Raw genomic sequence first — 14,634 nt, 5'->3', positions numbered from 1 at the left:
AGGTTGAATTATTTAGTCGTCAATGGAAGGGATTTCAGGATATCCCTGTTTCGAACTTTAAGGTTCAGATGCCTGCCGCCGTTTTTTTCATAGAGCGCGATTGACAAAAGCTTTTTGTCCGGAATTGTCATCTTGGGTATTGCGTAAACGAAAGTGTGCTGCGCGTTTGGGCCGACTGAGGTCGTATCACTCAGCACGCGGAATGGCTTGATATAGGTTTCCTGAATCGCTGTACGCTTAGGTCGTTTTTTGTCCCTGATGGAAAGCCTAAGGGTCTCGATATCATATTTGATAGGCGAATTGTTGGTAAGCGTCAGTTTGCAAAGCAAAATATCGCCGCAGATGTAAATGCCTGATAGCTCCAATTTTGCCTGAGAAGATTGATCTTTTATACTGACATTACTGGAATCGTTTTGATTTGCTTGGATCAACGCCTGCTCAATCTCCGCTTCGTTTGGTTCTGCTATTGAAGTAGCGCCAACGTTCATTGATTTACCGATTCTAATATTAATTGAGACAGGATTCGGACAGTAGCTCGCTATAAACGAGTAAAGAGTCCCATCACCTGTGATAACAGTCAGATTGGTCGTATCGAAAGATGCCATAGCGGCTTTGACTTGCAGGACGTTGTCAAAGCCAGCCGCCGTTTGCGCAAGGATTCCTCCATTCCCTCGGTCCACCGTTTTGATGTTGTATGGAAATACTAGGTGGGTAGTTTTGCTGGTGGTGATTTCAAGTGGAATTGCTTGTATAACGCTCGTTTCGACGCCTTGGCAAATGGCTATTCCGACAAAGCTCAGGCATAGCAGTAGCTGACTCAAAAGAAAATTTCTCATGATAGTTGAATCTTAGAATGAATAGAGACTAGATTGATTTGGCGTTGGCGTCTTTGAGAAGCACCTTATAGCCAGCCTTCACAGATACCTGGATCAGCTTTGTTTTTCGGCCGAGAAATGTCTTCGCAGCTTCGATTCCTGCACTTGCAGCTTGTGCGCCGAGAGAAGGGTCAATGATTGGAATGTTAATCCCTTGAATCGCACGGTCAGAGGATTGTTTACTAACATCGCGTGATAATGCGCCTGGAACGTAAATTCCTTCCATTCCATCCATGTCATAAACCGATAAGCTGACGGGATATAAAGAATTTCCAGACTTGACAGACTCAATATTCACGCGAAGCCTTTCCTGATTGAGACTGGCTTTACCGTAAAGGAAGCTTCCGGCGGGAATATGAATACCTGCTACAAAGATGTCTGTGGTTAGCCGGAATTTGATGGTCGCACCGGTAACGAGTGTTTGATTTTGATCAATAACCGCTTCTATCGCATTTTGCATTTGTATGGCACTTCTCTGATTTTCTAACGAATGGAAGCCGTTTGGCTGAGTTGACGTGCCATGTCTTAAACTGTCAGACAGTTCGCCCTGACCACCAAGGAGGGTGAAATGAACCTGATCAGTAACGGCGGTTACCGGAAAGACCTGCTTTCTATTTTCAAGCGATTGCTTTCGAGTCTGTTCAAGTTGCAGTTCCGGGTTTTGGATCTGCATAATCTTATCCAGCACTCCATTGAGCTCGGTCATTTCTGGATCGACCTCAGTGATTGGCTCGTCTTCCTTCCCAAGGCCAGCCATCATTTGTTCTAACTGCGCAAGACGCTCGTGATCTACATCCTCCTTTTGTGCCGTAGCTACTTTGGGCTTAGCGGGATCGTCAAAATCCGAATTGCTGGTTTTTGATAAAACCTTGTCGAGCTCTTCGAGCTTTTTGAACACTTCTTTGTCAGCCGGATCAGTATGTGTGCTCCGGCCCTTCGGAAAAAAACCTTAGCTTTAGCAGCGTTGGGTCGTCGATCCTGATTTTGAGGCTATCAGGTTTATCAATTTTAATCGTGACATTATTGTCTTCGTCTCTCGAAATCTTTATTGTGCTCTTGTCAACCCATTCACTCAAATTATGCAGTTCGGAGTAAAGTGTTGAAAACAGCGATGCCGATGGATCATATAAGAATCCACCCTCAAACACAAAATCACCAGTATATCGATACGTTGATCCTCTGCCGATGCCGTGGCCTACATTTAAACATGAATACAAAGTAACTTGACCTTTGTCCGTTTCTCCTAAAAAGACATCGACTCGTTCCGTCAATTTTGCGCTCACAATGTCGCGGCATCGAAGTGTAAGTACCGCTCCATCAAATGAATCAAACTTTAATACCCCATCAAATGCCTCAGACCCTCTAGTTGGCTTATTGTCAACATCAAAGTCTACTAGAAACCATTTCCCTTTATACTTCCTGGTGTTCGTCATTTCAACTTATAGAGTTTGGGGTTACCACATCTGTCTGATAGTCACTGTCTGAACAAATCGTTCACCACTGTAATTTAATAATTTCAATGACTAGAGGGCCTAAGTATTAAGTTCTAACCTCCCAAATTTTAGACTCTCTCATCCAAAATCCATCATCATTTTGGTATCTTATTACGTTTTTCCCAGCCTTCAATCTTGATTCCTTCGTGCCGAAGATAGTTGTATAATGTAGCTTTACTGCCGATTTTTAATTGCTTGCAAATCTGTTCCGTTGTGTACTTGTTACTTTGATACAGTGTAGCCGCTAAACTGGCCAGTACCTTCGACTTGCTAGTAAGACCCTTTGGCCTTCCACCTACCCGGCCCCTTGCACGAGCCGCTTCCATACCAGCCAATGTCCGTTCCATAAGAATTTCCCTCTCATTCTCTGCAAATACCGAACTAAGCATATACCATAGTCTACCCATTTTCGTAGAAGTATCAATCCCCTCAGAGATACTGCGGAAATCAACCCCCATCTCCTTCCATTCCACCATCAATTTGATCAGCTCATAAGTTGCTCTGCCAAGACGATCAATCCTCCAAACAACAATGACGTCGCCTTCGCGAAGCTCTGAAATCATCCTCGCATACTCAGGTCTCTCCTTGGATGCACCGGACACCTTCTCATGAAAGATCTTCTCACACCCGGCCTTTCGTAGGGCATCAAATTGGAGGTCCTGATTCTGTTCATTCTTCGAAACCCGTACGTAGCCAAAAATCATCTTAAATTACATTTTAACCCCTATGCCCGCAATATACTGTAATTTGATTTCATGTACCACTAAATTGAACTCATTTGCAACTGTTTCTTGGACAAAAACGGTCTCTTCTTGTACAGTGACTGCAGTACAGAAAAACGACCGAATGATTTGACTCATCAATGACATAGATAAAATCTATGTCATTGATGAGATGCTCGCGGGTATTTCCGCGATTTCCAACGATTGTGTGGCCAATTATGTCTAAGAAATATCTATTACACCAATTGCACCATGGGTACTCAAATTTCCATCGTCCGTCTCATATCGTTCTTAGCAATGTCACTATCTGGTTGCAAGGACGAGCAGCCCCAGGGAGGCGTGAATTGTACAGAAGAATTTCGGTCAACGACTCTTTACGTGCCGGGAGCTCCGTTGACAGAGTCGTTCACAATTCGGTTGTCAAATTCAGATACGATTCGCATCAAAGGAAATGCCGATTTCCGACAAGGATACTACGTCGTCCTGGATGACAACTACCAGACCAAGCTAAAAAATCAACAAGATAATTTTCGGTTTATCGGCAAACGCGGCAATGAAGTTGTCGTCCAGGAAAACTATGTTTTCAAAGCTGATCAATGCCACATAACCAAGATTAGTGGTAAGACCTCGCTTTAATGAACCTTAGTGATTCTCTCCAAACAGCTACATTTTCAACCCGATCGCAAATATGATAGCCCGATTCACATTGATTGTGATTGTCTGTCTTCTAAACGTTCAATGCAAAGACCCTGATAAACAGACGGGGCCATGCGACTGCCAAAGTAAGACAGTCAAGAAAGAAATGAAAAACATAGAAGCCGTTGTGGTTTATCGTATCGGGAACCAGCCTCCTGGCGGTAATCAAAGCCCTGATCAATACATATTAAGTATTGAACCAAAGGATTTTGATAGAGCGTCATACAGTATTGGTGAGAATTTATTAGTTCCTTGCTGGGATTCACTGTCTGTACCAGTTGATTTCAGGAAACCAGGTTTAAGGGTAACAGTGTCTTATAAGCGTAAGGAATGTTATGGTGCCCTAACCTCACCAGACATGCACGGAGCCTATGGTTACTATATTGATTTGACTACGATTCAGTTGAAAGCTCCGTAAATAATATTGCCGTTATCGCAAAACGCTAGTAGGACATTTCGGTATGTAGGCAAATTCAGTAGGCTTCATTCCAGACGGTTCACATATCAATTTTTCAGTTTCCTACCGATCACAAAGTGACTCGCCAACAAGCAGCCGGTACAGAAAAACCACCGGACTAATTTTATTAAGTCATCCATAACCGAAAGTCATCACACATATATAATGTGTAAATTGCCTCAAATAATGTTTACCAACAAACGTTCTTACATGAGGCAGCTATAACTTACAAGCTGCTATCACAGAAAATGCCGCTCCAAATAACTCGGAACGGCATTCTGATTCGAGCTAGATAGATATACGATCCAGTTCAAACCTATTCAGGAAATACGATCCAGAATACTCCGAATCAATATTTAACTACTTGTCCACATGCCATAATTAGGCAAGAAAATTCAAATAGTAAAAGAGTCGATATGATTTGGGAGACAGGCCGGAAACAATGACAAGTATCAATTCCACCCACCTCCCAGCGACCTGTACAGCCCCACCACCGCATTCAGCTGCCGGGTTTTAATGGTCGCCAGTTGCAGCTCGCTTTGTAACAGGTTGCCTTGCGCCGTGATCACTTCCAGGTAGCTGGCCATACCGCGGTTGAACAGCAGGTTCGCATTGCGGGAAGCAGTCTCCAAAACGCGGGTTCTTTCGGAGGCTGTGTGGTATTGCACTTTCAGCTTTTCCACTTTGGTCAGTTCGTCCGACACTTCGCCCACCGCTTGGAGAACCGATTGCCGGAATGCGATAACTGTTTTTTCGCGCTCTATTTTGGCTATTTGGAGGTTCGCTTTTAATTGTCCCCGCTGAAAAACGGGCTGGGTAATGCCGCCCGCGACCAGCCCGAAAAGCGATGCGGGGATATTGAACCAGTTGCTGCCTTTCAATGCATTGATGCCACCGCCGGCTGTGATTACCAATGAAGGATAAAAACTCGCCTGCGCCTCACCTACTTTGGCATTAGTCACATTCAAAGCCAGTTCGGCACTTTTGATATCGGGCCGGCGGCTGAGCAATGTGGATGGAAAACCGGTATGCAGCTCTTCCGGGATCACCATTTCTTCCAAACGGCTCTTCCGGTTGATCGCCTGCGGCGTAGTCCCAATCAGCACATTTAATGCATTTTCCAGCAAAATAATCTGCTCTTCCAGCTGCGGGATAAGCTGGGAAGCATTGAGCCGCTGCGCTTCGGCTTGCTGGACCGCCAGTGAAGTGACCTGTCCTGCCGTCGATTGCAATTGAATAATGTGCAGCGTGCTGTCGCTGAGCATCAAATTCTTCCGGGCAATCTCCAATTGGGCATCCAGCATTAGAAGATTGTAGTAACCCTGTGCGACTTGTGCCACCAAACGCGTTTGTACCGCTTTGCGCGCTTCCTCGGTTTGCAGGAACCCTGCCAACGCGGCGGCTTTCCGGCTGCGGATTTTACCCCAAATGTCAGCTTCCCACACGGCGGTCAGGGAGGTGCTGTAATCCTCAATGTGCGAAGTACTCAGGAATTGGTTCAGGGTAAAACCGTTCAAACTATTGTCGGACGGCCGGCTGGTATTGGCGGACACCTGCAATTTCAGCTCCGGGAGATAGCCTTGTTTAGCCTGTTTTAACAGTACTTCGGCAGCATCAATGTGCTGTAACGCCATTTGCATATCATAGTTTTTGATCAACGCGGTATCGATCAGTTCCAGCAGCGCGGGGTCGTTGATAAAACTCCTGAGCGGAATTTCGCCGATGTTCGCAGAATCACCCGGCGCTGTGCTTCTGAATGCCTCCGGTACCACATCGGGTAGCGGCACGTTTTTCGAAACCTTGCATCCCGCCCATGTCAGGGCCACGAGCAGGATGAGGGCTAAATTAAACTGTTTCATAAATTTCTTGATTTACAGGCCCTTCGTCGTCACGAACTGCCTCGTTGGAATCTTTGGATAATCTCTCCTGCAAGGCGCGGAAAATCACAAACAGCACTGGAATGATGAACAAGCCCAGCACCACCCCGGAGATCATGCCACCCGCGGCGCCGATACTGATCGAATGGTTGCCCTGCGCTGATGGACCTGTAGCGCTCATCATCGGGATCAGGCCCACCACAAAGGCCAGTGAGGTCATAATGATGGGGCGGAGCCGTAACTTGGCCGCCTCGATGGCCGCTGCTACCAGCGATAAACCCGCCCTCCTGCGCTGGACGGCGAATTCCACGATCAGGATCGCATTCTTCGCAAGCAGGCCGATGAGCATTACCAGCGCTACCTGCACATAAATGCTGTTGGCGATGCCGGTTAAGCCAATGGCTACAAATACGCCGAAGATTCCCGCGGGGATCGAAAGCATTACCGCCAATGGCAGAATATAGCTTTCATACTGTGCCGCCAGCAGGAAATAGACGAACACCATGCAAAGAATGAAAACGACGGTGGATTGTCCTCCAGATGCGATTTCTTCCCGCGTTTGGCCCGAAAATTCGTAGGTATAACCGGCAGGCAGCTGCTTTTCCGCCACTTCCTCCACCGCCTTGATGGCAGCACCGGAGCTGAAACCGGCTTTCGGAATCGCATTGACCGAAATGGAGTTGAACATATTGTACCGTGAAACCGTCTCCGAGCCGTAGATCCTGCTCAGTTTTACCAGGGTATTGATCGGCACCATTTCGCCGGTTTTGCTCTTCACAAACACCCTGTCGATGGCCGACGGATCGGCGCGGTCCTGCACATCGGCCTGCACCACCACACGGTAGTACTTACCAAAACGGTTAAAATCCGATGCCTGCGCGCTGCCGAAATAGGCCTGCATCGTTTCCAGAATGTCTTTGACGCTTACGCCAAGCTGGTCGGCTTTGTCGTCGTCGATGTCCAGTTGCAGCTGCGGGTAATCGGCTTTAAAGCTCGTGAATGCGGCCGCAATTTCCGGGCGCTTCGAAAGCTCGGCGATGAACTGCTGCGATATGTTGCTGAACTTGTCGAGCTTACCTCCGGTTTTGTCTTGCAACACCAAATCCAATGCTTCCACATTACTAAACCCGGGAACAGTAGGAAAGCTGAACACGAAGAAGCTTGCCCCAGTAATACCGCCCAGTTTGCTGCGCACATTGTCCATCACCGCATCGAGGTTTTTAATATCGCCGCGCTCCTTATTCGGTTTTAATAATGCATAAATAATGCCTTTGTTTGGGCTCATGGAGTTGGTAAGCACGTCGAAACCGGAAATGGCCGTCACAAATCGCGTGGCGTCCAGGCCCTTCACGGTCGTTTCAGCCTGACTCATGACATTTTGTGTCACATCCAGTGTCGTTCCCGAAGGCGTATTTACGGCGATCGCGATGAATCCCTGATCTTCCGTGGGTATGAATGCAGAAGGGGTAGATTTGACCATTAGTACCGTCCCCACGGCGACTAACGCGAGACCACCCATGCTCAGCCATTTGTGGCGGATCAGCAATTTCAACCCGCCCACATAACGGTCGGTTAACGCATTGAAACCGCTGTTGAACCCGACGAAGAATTTTTCCTTAAATCCTTTTTTCACTCCTGTTTCTTCGCTGGAGCCGGGCGCATTTTCGTGCATCTCTTTCAAGAACAATGCCGCCAATGCAGGGCTGAGCGTAAGCGCATTAATCGCCGAAATCACAATTGCTATGGCCATTGTAAATGCAAATTGCCGGTAGAAAAGCCCGGTAGAGCCTTCCATCGAACCCACGGGCACGAACACCGCGGCCATGACCAGCGTAATGGAAATAATGGCACCTGAAATTTCATGCATCGCCTCATGGGTAGCCGCTTTGGGCCCCAGATGCTTGTGCTCCATCTTGGCATGCACCGCCTCCACTACCACGATCGCATCGTCCACCACAATACCGATTGCCAGGATTAATGCAAAAAGTGTGAGCAGGTTAATAGAAAAGCCAAAGAGCTGCATAAAGAAGAAAGTACCCAAGATAGCCACCGGAACGGCAATGGCGGGAATCAATGTCGAGCGGAAATCTTGCAGGAACAAAAACACGACGATAAACACCAGTATAAATGCCTCGATAAGCGTGTGCTCCACCTGCGCGATGGACTCGTCCAATGCCACCTTGGTACTGAAAAATATTTCATGCTTAATGCCCGCCGGAAATGCTTTCGACGCTTTTTCCATCGCTTTGCGGACTGCTATCTGCGTCTCGTTCGAGTTAGCACCGGATAGTTGCAGGATACCGATTACTACCCCCTTCTTACCGCTCAGTCGGGTGGAGCTGTTGTAGGAAAATGCCCCCAGCTCCACCCTGGCCACATCTTTCAAGCGAAGTACCGAGCCATCCGCATTCGAGCGGATCGCGATGTTCTCGTACTCATCGGGCTTGGTTAGTTTACCCTTATATTTTATCACATACTCAAAAACCTCTTTGCTGTGTTGGCCGAATTTCCCCGGCGCAGCTTCGAGGCTTTTGTCCTGAATGGCTTTCATCACTTCGGCGGTGGTGACCTGGTAGTTGCTCATTTGAGTCGGGTTAAGCCAAACGCGCATCGAGTAGTCTTTTTGCCCACCGTACAAGCTCGCCAAACCAACGCCTGGAATGCGTTTCAACTCGGGTAAAATGTTGATTTCGGCGTAGTTTGCAACAAATGTCGCGTCGTAGCGGGCCTCGTCTTCGGTGAAAAGGCCGATGCCCATCATGAAGGTCACGTGCTGTTTGGACGTGGTAATACCCTGCTGCACTACCTCTGCAGGCAGATGGCTCACCGCCTGCGACACCCGGTTCTGCACGTTGATCGCCGCCTGGTCGGGGTCGGTACCGAGTTTGAAATAAACCGAAATGGACAGCGTCCCATCATTACTGGCGGTGGAACTCATGTAGGTCATATTTTCGACCCCGTTAATGGATTCCTCCAGCGAAGGCGCCACAGCACGCAGCACGGTTTCCGCATTAGCACCCGGGTATAACGCGTTCACCATCACCGAAGGCGGCGCAATGTCGGGAAATTGTTGTACAGGCAGTTTGATCAGGCTGATTACCCCGAGGATCACAAGTATGATCGAGATCACGGTGGCCAATACAGGCCTTTGAATGAATATCTTGAACATGGCGGTAATTCTTAATTTTTACTGACTAACTCGGCGGGCTGGTCGGCCATGATTTGCGGCTTGATCACCTGCCCGTCCTGCAACCGGTCGAATCCGCTCAGCACGATCTGATCGCCCGGTTTCACGCCTTCGTTGATCAAGTAGTAGGCACCGCTTTTGCCGATCACAGTAATGGGCGTTTTTGTTACTTTGTTTTGATTATTTAATGCAAAAACAAAAACCTTGTCCTGCATCTCGACCGTCGCCGATTGCGGTACCAGCACCGCGTCGCTATGCTGCAAACCGAGCCGGATTTTGCCCGTATTACCCGATCGGAGCACGGAATTGGCGTTCGGAAAACTGGCCCGCAATGTGATAGCACCGGTATTTTTATCAAACTGCCCGTCGATCATGTCAATTTTCCCTTTGAATGGATAGGGAGCATGATCAGACAGCAGCAACTCCACGGCAGGCAGGTTCTTGATCCGCTCCGCAGGCGTTTTGCCGGGGTAGTGAGTGTTGAATGCATTGAAATCATTCTCGGCCAGGGCGAAGTACACTCGCACTTCGTGGATGTCCGACAGCTGCGTCAAGGCCGTCTGGTCGCCGGGGGAAACCAGACTTCCCTCCTTTTTAGGAATTCGGCCAATGTAGCCGCTCACCTTCGCGCGAACATTGGTATAACTTAAATTAATCTCCGCCGACGCCATACTGGCCCGTGCCTGCTCGGCATTGGCCTGGGCGATCTGGTAAGCCGTCTTCGCCGTTTTCAGCTGAAAATCCGACACAACCTTGTTTTCAACGAGCGGCGTCAGCTTTTCTACTTCCAGCTGGGCATTCAGCACCGCCGCCTCGGCGGCACGCAGGTTGGCTTTGGCGTTGTTTAATGCTTCTTTAAAAGGCTGCGGATCGATCTGAAACAATGTCTGTCCGGCTGAAACATAAGCGCCTTCGTCCACCAATGCATTCTGCAAATAGCCCCTCACCTGCGGTCGAACATCAATGTCGGCCGCTCCCTCGATAGACGCCGGATATTCAACGAATGTCGTGGCCGAACTTCCTTGAATCAGACCTACCGGCAAAACCGGTGGCGGCGCGGCAGCAGTGGGCTTATCCGCAGCCGACTGGCAGGCCAACATAAAAGCCGTCATGGATAAAACTGCAATGAGGTACAAAACCTGGTTCATGCGCATCCTGGTCATGCCAGGCGCATTTAATGTGATTGTATTCATAAGATTGGTATTTAAGATTTCATTAGTTGTGGTCAATAGCTGCATTCACAGCGAGCCGGGCAGCACGAAGCTGGGCCAGCCCTGCAAATGGTTTATAAAGCGCTCGCTCAATCCGCCCCGGCGCAGGTAACCGGCCGTTACGGGCAGCGTGGGGCTTTCGTACCGCGGGTCAGCCATTACCTGCAAGGGGAAGTCGCGCGTGAGAATGCCGGCCCGGGCGATCAGCACAAAATCGCAGCCTTCGTCGAGCAGCTGTACGGCCCGGTGCGCGCTCATGATTTTCCCGGCGGCGCCCACCCGTACGCCCTTGCGCGGGAGGCTGGTAAATACGCTGAGCATGGTCTTGCCCCGGAATGTGCCTTCCCGTACCATCTGGGCCGAATCCCATAATGCCAGATCCAGGTAATCAATCAGTTTACGCTCCAAGATCTCGGCGGTGAGCTCGCGCAGCTCATCCAGCTGCAACCCATACCGCTCGATCGACAATCGCCAGCCAATCTGGAAATCAGGACTGCAGGCGCGCCGGATGCCTTCGATCACCTCTATCGTCAGCCGCGCCCGGTTTTCCATACTGCCGCCATAGCGATCGCGGGCGGTCGTTCAACTCGGGAGAGAGAAATTCTGAAAGTATCCATCCAAAGGCGCCATGTACGGCCACCCCATCGAAACCAGCCATTTGTGCACGTTTAGCGGCAGTTATGAATGAATCGCGGATTCGCTCCACCACTTCGGTAGAGATCGCGCGCACGCCTGGTACGGTGTAGCTCGAAGCGGGTGCCGGTATGCCACCCAAAATCGGATTGGCGCGGTGCCCGGCATGATGCAGCTGTACGGCCGACAGCCCTCCACCGTCCCGGATCGAGGTTGCGATCCGCGTAAGGCCGGGCAAATGCGCATCGCTGTGAATGCCTAGCTGACGTACGAAAGCGATGCCTCCGGCTTCCACCGTGGTCGCACAGGTCTGGATTAATGCGTAGCCACCTTGCGCCAGCTGCTCCATCCATTGATGGTCATACTCGGAAGCCGTGCCGTCGTAGCCACTTTGCTGGTTGGTCAGCGGCGCCAGCATGAAACGGTTGCGCATAGGCGGACCATGCAGCAAAGTGAGCGGCTGAAAAAGATCAGAAACAGACATTTTGCTTAAAATTAAATTGAAATGATAGTGACGATAAACATTATACGCTGCGTATTTCCGGCGCATCTCCATGAAGGATCATCAGGAGTTCACTGATCATCTTGGCAGTGGCTCCCCAAACGGGATGACCTTGCACATCGTAATGCGGCGTAGAAACGTAGTCGCCGGGAATCTCGATTTCGCTGGCGCCCACGATCTTCGGATCGAGAAAATGATCCAACTTCACTTCCATTATGGCCTCCACTTCCCGGCTGTCGGGCATAAAATCGGGACGGTACGGAATGCAGCCCACGACGGGCAGGACCAGGAAATTGCTCGGCGCAATGTAGATTTCCGTCAGCGTGCCCAGGATTTTGACCACATTTGGTTTTAATCCTATCTCTTCCTTTGCCTCGCGCAATGCCGTATGGATCAAATCTTCATCCGTAGGCTCATTCCGACCGCCCGGGAATGCAACCTGCCCGGAATGCATGCCGTCGTATGCAGGCCGCAGAATCAACGGCAGGTAGACTTCCTCCCGGAATGGATATAACAGGATCAATACTGCGCTTTTTCGGGTAGCGGAATCCGGCATTACGCCCAGATACCCTGCCGACAATGCTTCCATGATGCGATGAGCAGCTTCACCAGGCAGCGGTTTTTTCAGGTTTTCGCTGAGCCCGAGGATGAATGAAGAAAACGATTTCATCACTTCCGGCTGCTAGTACCGCAGGAATCGTCCGTGCACGAATGCCCCTGGCCGGACACGGGGGAAGCCATTTTCCTGAACAGTCCATCGATGATAATTTTCATATTCTCATACGACTGAAACCCGCGGGTAACTACTTTTACCGACGCATTTTCAAGCGTAAGTAGCGTGGGGAAGCCCTGCACGCCCAGCTGCCGGCTGAAATCAAAGCCCTGAATGGTGCGACGTTTCATTTCCTCAGAATGAAAAGTTTCAAGAAAAACCTGCTTCTCGATGCCCAGCTCCGCTGCTATTTCTGCCAGCACCTGGCCATTGGTAATGTCCTTACCCTTCACATAAAACGAAGTTTGCATTAGACTCAGGAACTCGAAATCCCAATCGGGCAACAGCTTTTGTACAACCGCCAGCGCCCTGCTGGACGGCTCGGTATCATAGTGGAATGTGTCGGAAACGAACTTCATCGAATGATCGAACGGCTGGCCACTGCGGGCCGTGACATTCCGCCAATGGTATTCGAGAAAATCGCGGTACTCGTTTGTCACCGTTTGTCGGCTGCCGGGTGAAAATCCGCCGGAGACAATTTGCAGGTCAATGTCCGGGTAATTTTCTTTCAGTTTTTTCAAAACCGGACTAAATCCGTAACACCACGAACACATCGGGTCCGTGAAATAGAACATTTTCATAACGCATCTTACTGATTGTTTGATGAAACAAAATTAACCCCTTTCGGGGAGGGGCTATTTCACGAGAAGTTCAAAAAATGTCCTGTAAAGTTCAGGGTAAAAAAAGGTCAAAATCGCTGCTGTAACTGTTTGGGGGTTCTTCTGTATTTCTGTTTAAAGGAAGCAATAAAATGTGCCGGCGTTTCAAAACCGACCTCGTATGCGATCTCGGTCACGTTCCTTTCGGAGCTTTGCAGCAACTCGTAAGCCGTTTCCAGCCTCCGCTGCATGATCCATTTGCCGGGGTTCATTTTGAAGGTATGTTGAAACTTGCGCTTGAATGTCGAAAGGCTGCAATTCGCCAGGGAGGCATATTGTTCGAGCGACATATTTTCCTTGTAGTGATTTTGCATTAACAGCACCAAGTCCGGCGACAAAAAGCTGTCGATGCTGCGGAGCTGCTTTTCGAGCAAATGGCCCTCCGGCGCGGAGATCAGGATCTGAAAAAGTTCGGTGATCTTGGCGGGCAGCAGGAACCGCTTCCGCTCTGGATCGGCATTACCGTTTATGCAGGCTTTGAGCTGCAACGTCAATGCGGCCGTCAGGTCGTCGGCCGGCAGTAATGCCACGCCGGGGATATTCTGCCCGGGTTCGTCGGGCTGTGCGATGCTGGTGCAGGCAAATATGTTCCCTGCCTGCGCACGCAGCCATTCGTCGGAAAAGAGAATGGTAATCTCATCATAGCCCACAGCCGGATCGGTCACTTTCTCGGCGATCAGGTAAGTCCCCTTTTTCATGCTAAATCCCGCCCCGGCAGTAACGGTGGTCGTGCATTCGCCGCTGGTTATCTCCTTTTGCCCGTTAATGACAATGCTGATCATGTTCATATGCACATTCGTAAGGGTCGCGGGAATGTCCTCGAAATGCGTGTGGTGCATCAAATGAATCTCGTCGTCCCACGACAGAACGGCGGGTGTCTCTTTAATGATGACGCTGCAATGGCGGGTATGGGTCACGGTATTACACAACTGGTTAAGCCAACAACTTTACCAAACGGTCGGGATAATGGGAAAGTTCCTTTAAAAATTTCTTCCCATCATGATGAACTAATTATATTTACCGATCGTTCGGTATTTATAAATGATAGAAAAATGGCCTACGCAAAAGTTGAACACGATGTCGTAATCGACAAACTGATGGAAGTCTTTCGTTCCTCGGGCTACGACGGTTCGAGTATGGCTGTACTGGCGGAAGCGACGCAATTGAAGAAGGCCAGTCTGTACCACCGGTTTCCGCAGGGAAAAGAGGAAATGGCCCACGCGGTGCTGGACTACGTTGCTCACTGGGCCAAAAACAGGATTGCCGATGTGCTGGTTTCTGATAGTAAACGGGAGGATCGACTGGATACTGCATTGAAAGCTATCGACGAGCTTTACGACGCCGGCCGGCTCGACTGCATTCTCCGCGCATTGTCCCACGGCTCGGCGGCTAATCTTTTCCAGAATGAGATTGGTGCCATTTTTGAAACGTTGATCCGTTCTTTCAGGAATCTGGCAACGGATTTCGGTCATAGCGAGCAGCAGGCCGATCAGCTTGCTAACGAACTGATAGTGAAAATCCAGGGAACACTGATCCTGCAACGCTCGCTG

15 protein-coding genes are annotated in these 14,634 nt (G+C 49.6%); 3 read left to right on the top strand and 12 right to left on the bottom strand.

Annotated elements, in window-relative coordinates; all coding sequences use genetic code 11:
- Window positions 1-8: 8 nt before the first annotated feature.
- From traN to BMW93_RS27175, 4 genes are all read right to left on the bottom strand, one after another.
- Window positions 9-836 carry a conjugative transposon protein TraN gene (traN, locus tag BMW93_RS27190; protein ID WP_090383902.1) on the bottom strand — a complete coding sequence of 276 codons (828 nt, stop codon included), beginning with the start codon at window positions 834-836 and terminating at the stop codon, window positions 9-11.
- Between the two features lie 28 nt (window positions 837-864).
- Window positions 865-1,773 carry a conjugative transposon protein TraM gene (gene traM / locus BMW93_RS27185; protein WP_090383899.1) on the bottom strand — a complete coding sequence of 303 codons (909 nt, stop codon included), beginning with the start codon at window positions 1,771-1,773 and terminating at the stop codon, window positions 865-867.
- Window positions 1,774-1,789: 16 nt separating this feature from the next.
- A complete protein-coding gene (locus BMW93_RS27180; RefSeq protein WP_090383896.1) occupies window positions 1,790-2,308 on the bottom strand; it encodes a hypothetical protein in 519 nt (172 codons plus the stop codon).
- A 155-nt stretch (window positions 2,309-2,463) separates the two neighbouring features.
- On the bottom strand, window positions 2,464-3,072 hold the full coding sequence (locus tag BMW93_RS27175; RefSeq protein ID WP_090383894.1) for a recombinase family protein: 609 nt from the start codon (window positions 3,070-3,072) through the stop codon (window positions 2,464-2,466).
- 270 nt (window positions 3,073-3,342) lie between these two features.
- Between BMW93_RS27175 and BMW93_RS27170 the strand changes: the two genes are divergently transcribed.
- Window positions 3,343-3,726, top strand: coding sequence for a hypothetical protein (locus tag BMW93_RS27170; protein ID WP_143061735.1), 384 nt, complete (start codon window positions 3,343-3,345; stop codon window positions 3,724-3,726).
- A gap of 166 nt (window positions 3,727-3,892) precedes the next feature.
- Window positions 3,893-4,204: a hypothetical protein gene (locus BMW93_RS27165; protein WP_143061734.1), complete on the top strand. Its 312-nt coding sequence runs from the start codon at window positions 3,893-3,895 to the stop codon at window positions 4,202-4,204.
- A gap of 491 nt (window positions 4,205-4,695) precedes the next feature.
- Here BMW93_RS27165 and BMW93_RS27160 read toward each other — a convergent pair whose 3' ends face one another.
- The 8 genes from BMW93_RS27160 to BMW93_RS27130 all read right to left on the bottom strand — a co-directional run bounded on the left by BMW93_RS27160 (window position 4,696) and on the right by BMW93_RS27130 (window position 14,001).
- Window positions 4,696-6,102, bottom strand: a complete 1,407-nt coding sequence (locus BMW93_RS27160) for a TolC family protein (protein ID WP_090383885.1) — start codon at window positions 6,100-6,102, stop codon at window positions 4,696-4,698.
- The gene (locus tag BMW93_RS27155) at window positions 6,089-9,289 is read right to left on the bottom strand and encodes an efflux RND transporter permease subunit (protein WP_090383882.1); all 3,201 of its coding nucleotides are present in this window, start codon (window positions 9,287-9,289) and stop codon (window positions 6,089-6,091) included. The genes BMW93_RS27160 and BMW93_RS27155 overlap by 14 nt, the downstream gene beginning before the upstream one ends.
- Before the next feature lie 11 nt (window positions 9,290-9,300).
- Complete coding sequence (locus BMW93_RS27150) at window positions 9,301-10,500, bottom strand: efflux RND transporter periplasmic adaptor subunit (protein ID WP_090383879.1); 1,200 nt, start codon at window positions 10,498-10,500, stop codon at window positions 9,301-9,303.
- A 45-nt stretch (window positions 10,501-10,545) separates the two neighbouring features.
- Window positions 10,546-11,070, bottom strand: coding sequence for a hypothetical protein (locus BMW93_RS36105; protein ID WP_218147744.1), 525 nt, complete (start codon window positions 11,068-11,070; stop codon window positions 10,546-10,548).
- Window positions 11,006-11,635, bottom strand: coding sequence for a hypothetical protein (locus BMW93_RS36100; protein ID WP_218147743.1), 630 nt, complete (start codon window positions 11,633-11,635; stop codon window positions 11,006-11,008). Before BMW93_RS36100 ends, BMW93_RS36105 begins: the two co-directional genes overlap by 65 nt.
- 40 nt (window positions 11,636-11,675) lie before the next feature.
- Complete coding sequence (locus BMW93_RS27140; RefSeq protein WP_090383876.1) at window positions 11,676-12,323, bottom strand: CoA pyrophosphatase; 648 nt, start codon at window positions 12,321-12,323, stop codon at window positions 11,676-11,678.
- Window positions 12,323-13,006, bottom strand: coding sequence for a DsbA family protein (locus BMW93_RS27135; protein WP_090383873.1), 684 nt, complete (start codon window positions 13,004-13,006; stop codon window positions 12,323-12,325). The genes BMW93_RS27140 and BMW93_RS27135 overlap by 1 nt, the downstream gene beginning before the upstream one ends.
- Before the next feature lie 107 nt (window positions 13,007-13,113).
- Complete coding sequence (locus tag BMW93_RS27130; RefSeq protein WP_177194215.1) at window positions 13,114-14,001, bottom strand: AraC family transcriptional regulator; 888 nt, start codon at window positions 13,999-14,001, stop codon at window positions 13,114-13,116.
- 135 nt (window positions 14,002-14,136) lie between these two features.
- Here BMW93_RS27130 and BMW93_RS27125 point away from each other — a divergent pair.
- Window positions 14,137-14,634: TetR/AcrR family transcriptional regulator (locus BMW93_RS27125; RefSeq protein ID WP_090383868.1), on the top strand; the 498-nt coding region annotated here is incomplete at its 3' end.

This window comes from Dyadobacter sp. SG02 (assembly GCF_900109045.1).
Classification (GTDB): Bacteria; Bacteroidota; Bacteroidia; order Cytophagales; family Spirosomataceae; genus Dyadobacter.
This window is presented reverse-complemented; position numbering and strand designations above follow the sequence as displayed.